Raw genomic sequence first — 3678 nt, 5'->3', positions numbered from 1 at the left:
AAATCACTTGGAAAACGAAGCGCGTCTCGGTTATGCTCACGCCGAGCGATAACAGTCCAGGTCATCGGAAACCCCATTTTGATTTAGCACCAAAAGGGAATCACAACCTGCTGTTATCGCTCAACTACTTTTAAATCGGGCTCTTAGAATTTAGCGATCGCGATCGAATCCGTCATCGATCCAGGGCTTGTAATAGCGCTTCTGCTTTTTCCAATCGATCTCGTCCGGCTGCCTGGTCGACTCGATGGTGACATCGTCGACGTCGCAGCGGTAGATGCGGCGCGTCAGATGCGGGACGTAGGCGCTCCTGGTCCGCGCCATAGCCCAATAGTCGCGGCCGATATAGGATGTACAGGCGGTTTGCGGCGGGTCGTCGAATTTTTGCGGCAGCTTGACACCGGGCAGATCCTTGAAGGGCTGCTTTGCAAGCGCCTTGCGCAACTGCTGCACGTCATCCTTGGCGAATGCCGGCACCGGTCGGTCGACAAGGAAGCATGCGGATAGGAATGTGAATAGCAATAGATGCAGGGCAAAGCGCATTTCATTCACCTCGTATACGAACAAGATAACGCAGCGCCGTGGCCTCGCAAGAGGCACTATTTTTATTTCAGCTGACATCCTATAGGCTTCGGAAAAAGCGCATCCAGGGATTCTCCATGACCAACACGATCCGCCTGCACCAGGGCGACATTTCCGCCGCCGACGCCGCACGTTATACCGACGGCATCGCGATCGACTCCGAGACGCTTGGACTCGTGCCACGCCGGGACCGCCTCTGCGTCGTGCAGCTTTCGCCAGGAGACGGCAGCGCGGACGTGATCCAGATCGCCAGGGGCCAGACGGAAGCCCCAAACCTCGTTGCGCTGCTCTCTGATCCTGTGCAGCAAAAGATTTTCCATTTCGGCCGCTTCGACATCGCCGTGCTGTTCCACACCTTCGGGGTCACCGCGACGCCGGTGTTCTGCACCAAGATCGCCTCGCGGCTCTGCCGCACCTATACCGACCGGCACGGTCTCAAGGACAATCTCAAGGAAATGCTCGATATCGACGTTTCCAAGGTACAGCAGCAGTCCGACTGGGCGGCAGAGACGCTGAGCCAGGCACAGCTCGAATATGCCGCCTCCGACGTGCTGCATCTGCATGCGCTACGCGACAAGCTGACCGCACGGCTTGAGCGCGACGGACGCATGGACCTTGCCAAGGCCTGTTTCGACTTCCTGCCCACCCGCGCCAAGCTCGACCTGCTCGGCTGGGAAGAGACCGACATTTTTGCCCATAGCTGAGCTGTGGCAATTTTGGTGACGGCGTCTAGAGCGCTTTGCGTTCTGATGGAATCAGAACCGCGCTCTAGACGTTTGTTTTTGCGCATGTCGTTATCCCGAAACCGGTTCCCACTTTCAGGCGACATGCTCTAAATCTGTCGTTAACCACGGCGCATGAAACCGGCCCGTGAGACTGGAACTCGGCGATCCCCTTCACGATTTCAATTGTCAGGAGGTGGCTGATCATGAACACGCAACATTGGAAATTGCCCATCACCATCGAAGACCCGGAGACCGGCGTCAGGCGGACGGTCCGCAGCGTACGCCAGGCGAAAACGGTGCTCGACCGTTTCTGGCCGAGCTATCACGGCAGCCAGTACGAGCGCGCCGAACATGTCTGCGAGGAAGCGCTCCACGGCCAGGTCGAACCGGTCAAGGCAAGGCAGGCCTTCATTTCCGCAGCAGCGGAAGCGCATCTGCATTTTCTATGAGCGGATGCATGAGGGTGGATGCACGGATCAGCGGCAGCGCTAGGCGGCGCTGGCCGCCCAATCGGATTGTCGTGCCGGCGAATAAAGCGGGATAGGTGCTCGTCATCGAACGAGAAATCGCACGAATCAACAGCCAGCCATCGAAAATCCATTGAGCCCCCAGCACGAAACCGGCCCCTATCTCGAGCCGCTCCGCCTTTTGATCCGCGGCGCGCTCTCGCGTCTGCCCTGGTGGCTTGCGGAATTCATCCTGTTCGGCCTGAAGCAGGCCTGGGCCTGCCTGTTCGCGGCCATCATGTTGTCGCTGCTGATCGGCAGCAAGCTCATCTGGCACACCGGCTGGCCGCTTCACCGCTACGACTTCCTGTTCGGCTGTGCGCTCATCGTTCAAGCGCTGATGCTGCGATATCGCATGGAGAGCTGGGAGGAGGCGCGCGTCATCCTCGTCTACCATGTGGTGGGCACGATCATGGAGATCTACAAAGTGCATGTTGGCTCCTGGGCCTATCCGGAGCCGGCGCTGGTGAAGATTGCCGGCGTGCCGCTGTTTTCCGGTTTCATGTATGCTTCGATCGGATCGTTCATGGCGCGCACGATGCGCATCTTCGACATGCGCTTCACCCACTATCCGTCGCGCATGCTGACCTGGCTGCTGGCGCTGGCGATCTATGTGAATTTCTACAGTCACCATTTCCTGCCGGATATCCGCTACCTGCTGTTCGCGGCCACGGTGGTGATCTTCTGGCGGGTGCAGATCCATTTCACCACCGATCGCACCACGCTGCATATGCCGCTGACGATGGCGGCCTTCCTGTGCGCCATCTTCCTTTGGATCGCGGAGAATATCGGCACCGTGACCGGTACCTGGATTTATCCGGGCCAAAAGACCTGGCACATGGTTTCGTTCGAGAAGCTCGGATCGTGGTACCTGCTGCTTTATGTCAGCTTCGTGCTGGTGACGCTGGTGCTGAAGCCGAGACCGCCGGCGCGGCAGACGACGGAATCAGTGGCCAGCGACGCCCAGGCGGTTGAAAAATCCCCAGCCTGATTCCTCGACGACCGCTCGCGAGCCCCTTTCCAGTCCAATCGAGGCAGCATAGACTTTCGTGCATGAGCGAACAAATCTATATCGGCCTGCTGCGCGGCATCAATGTCGGTGGCAAGGTACTGAAAATGACCGATCTCAAGGGGGCCATGACGACAGTCGGCTTCGACGACACCAAAACTTATCTGCAGAGCGGGAATATGGTTTTCCGTGCGCCGAAAGCAGGTGATAATACGCTTGCCACGAAAATCTCCAAGGCCATTGCCGACGCGACCGGCATGGACGTTGCCGTGATGATCCGTACTGCTGCCGAGTGGGATGCGGTGATCGACAAAAACCCCTTCCCCGCCGCCGCATCCCTTCCCAAGACACTGCACACCTTCATCCTCGATCGGCAACCGGACGAAGCCCGGGTCAGCGATCTCGAAGGCAAGGATTTCGGTCATGAAGAATGGAAGATCGTCGGCGACACGCTTTACCTGAACACGCCGGACGGCTTTGGCAAATCCAAGCTCGGTAATTCCATCGAGCGGCTGCTGAAAGTGCCGATGACCGGCCGCAACTGGAACACGGTGCTGGCACTCAAGCAGATGGCTGCGGAGTTTTAGAGCTATTCCTTGCGTCGCCGGCTGACGCCGAGACGGGCCATGACGGCGCCGGGTATGCCGTAGCGCGCGACGACATCGCGGCCGTTCCTCAAACCGCAGATTTCCCGCTGGATGAACAGGGCATAGACTTCGGCGGCCGCGTCGTCGAGCAGGTCTTCCCTGTTGTCATCCGTCGCTTCCGTCAGCCGCGCCAGCGCCGCCTCCGCCTTCAGTCCGGCACGGCCGAGACTGTCGGCGCGTTCGGCCATCAATTCGTATTCYAGGACATTGAG

6 protein-coding genes are annotated in these 3678 nt (G+C 58.9%); 4 read left to right on the top strand and 2 right to left on the bottom strand.

From position 1 onward, the window contains the following. Window positions 1-150 precede the first annotated feature (150 nt). Complete coding sequence (locus tag AC1DYF_RS40130; RefSeq protein ID WP_477884491.1) at window positions 151-540, bottom strand: hypothetical protein; 390 nt, start codon at window positions 538-540, stop codon at window positions 151-153. Between the two features lie 116 nt (window positions 541-656). Between AC1DYF_RS40130 and AC1DYF_RS40125 the strand changes: the two genes are divergently transcribed. The 4 genes from AC1DYF_RS40125 (at window position 657) to AC1DYF_RS40110 (ending at window position 3406) form a co-directional block, all read left to right on the top strand. Beyond that, on the top strand, window positions 657-1283 hold the full coding sequence (locus tag AC1DYF_RS40125) for a ribonuclease D (protein ID WP_477884489.1): 627 nt from the start codon (window positions 657-659) through the stop codon (window positions 1281-1283). 224 nt (window positions 1284-1507) lie between these two features. Further along, window positions 1508-1753: a DUF982 domain-containing protein gene (locus tag AC1DYF_RS40120; RefSeq protein WP_477884487.1), complete on the top strand. Its 246-nt coding sequence runs from the start codon at window positions 1508-1510 to the stop codon at window positions 1751-1753. Between the two features lie 151 nt (window positions 1754-1904). Next, window positions 1905-2801, top strand: a complete 897-nt coding sequence (locus tag AC1DYF_RS40115) for a DUF817 domain-containing protein (RefSeq protein ID WP_477884485.1) — start codon at window positions 1905-1907, stop codon at window positions 2799-2801. A gap of 62 nt (window positions 2802-2863) precedes the next feature. After that, a complete protein-coding gene (locus AC1DYF_RS40110) occupies window positions 2864-3406 on the top strand; it encodes a DUF1697 domain-containing protein (RefSeq protein ID WP_477884483.1) in 543 nt (180 codons plus the stop codon). 2 nt (window positions 3407-3408) lie between these two features. On the opposite strand, the gene AC1DYF_RS40105 is transcribed toward AC1DYF_RS40110, so the two are convergent. Next, window positions 3409-3678, bottom strand: a 270-nt coding sequence (locus AC1DYF_RS40105) for a DUF6665 family protein (protein WP_477884481.1), incomplete at its 5' end; no start/stop codon positions are given.

This window comes from Rhizobium sp. P2_G9, assembly GCF_056403475.1.
The sequence above is the reverse complement of the archived record's forward strand: the minus strand, read 5'-3'. Positions and strand labels throughout refer to the sequence as shown.

What these genes read in the sequence shown, in the direction of transcription:
- AC1DYF_RS40110 (WP_477884483.1), top strand. Translation starts at nt 2,864, where the DNA reads ATGAGCGAACAAATCTATATCGGCCTGCTGCGCGGCATCAATGTCGGT.
- AC1DYF_RS40130 (WP_477884491.1), bottom strand. Translation starts at nt 540, where the DNA reads ATGCGCTTTGCCCTGCATCTATTGCTATTCACATTCCTATCCGCATGC.
- AC1DYF_RS40120 (WP_477884487.1), top strand. Translation starts at nt 1,508, where the DNA reads ATGAACACGCAACATTGGAAATTGCCCATCACCATCGAAGACCCGGAG.
- AC1DYF_RS40125 (WP_477884489.1), top strand. Translation starts at nt 657, where the DNA reads ATGACCAACACGATCCGCCTGCACCAGGGCGACATTTCCGCCGCCGAC.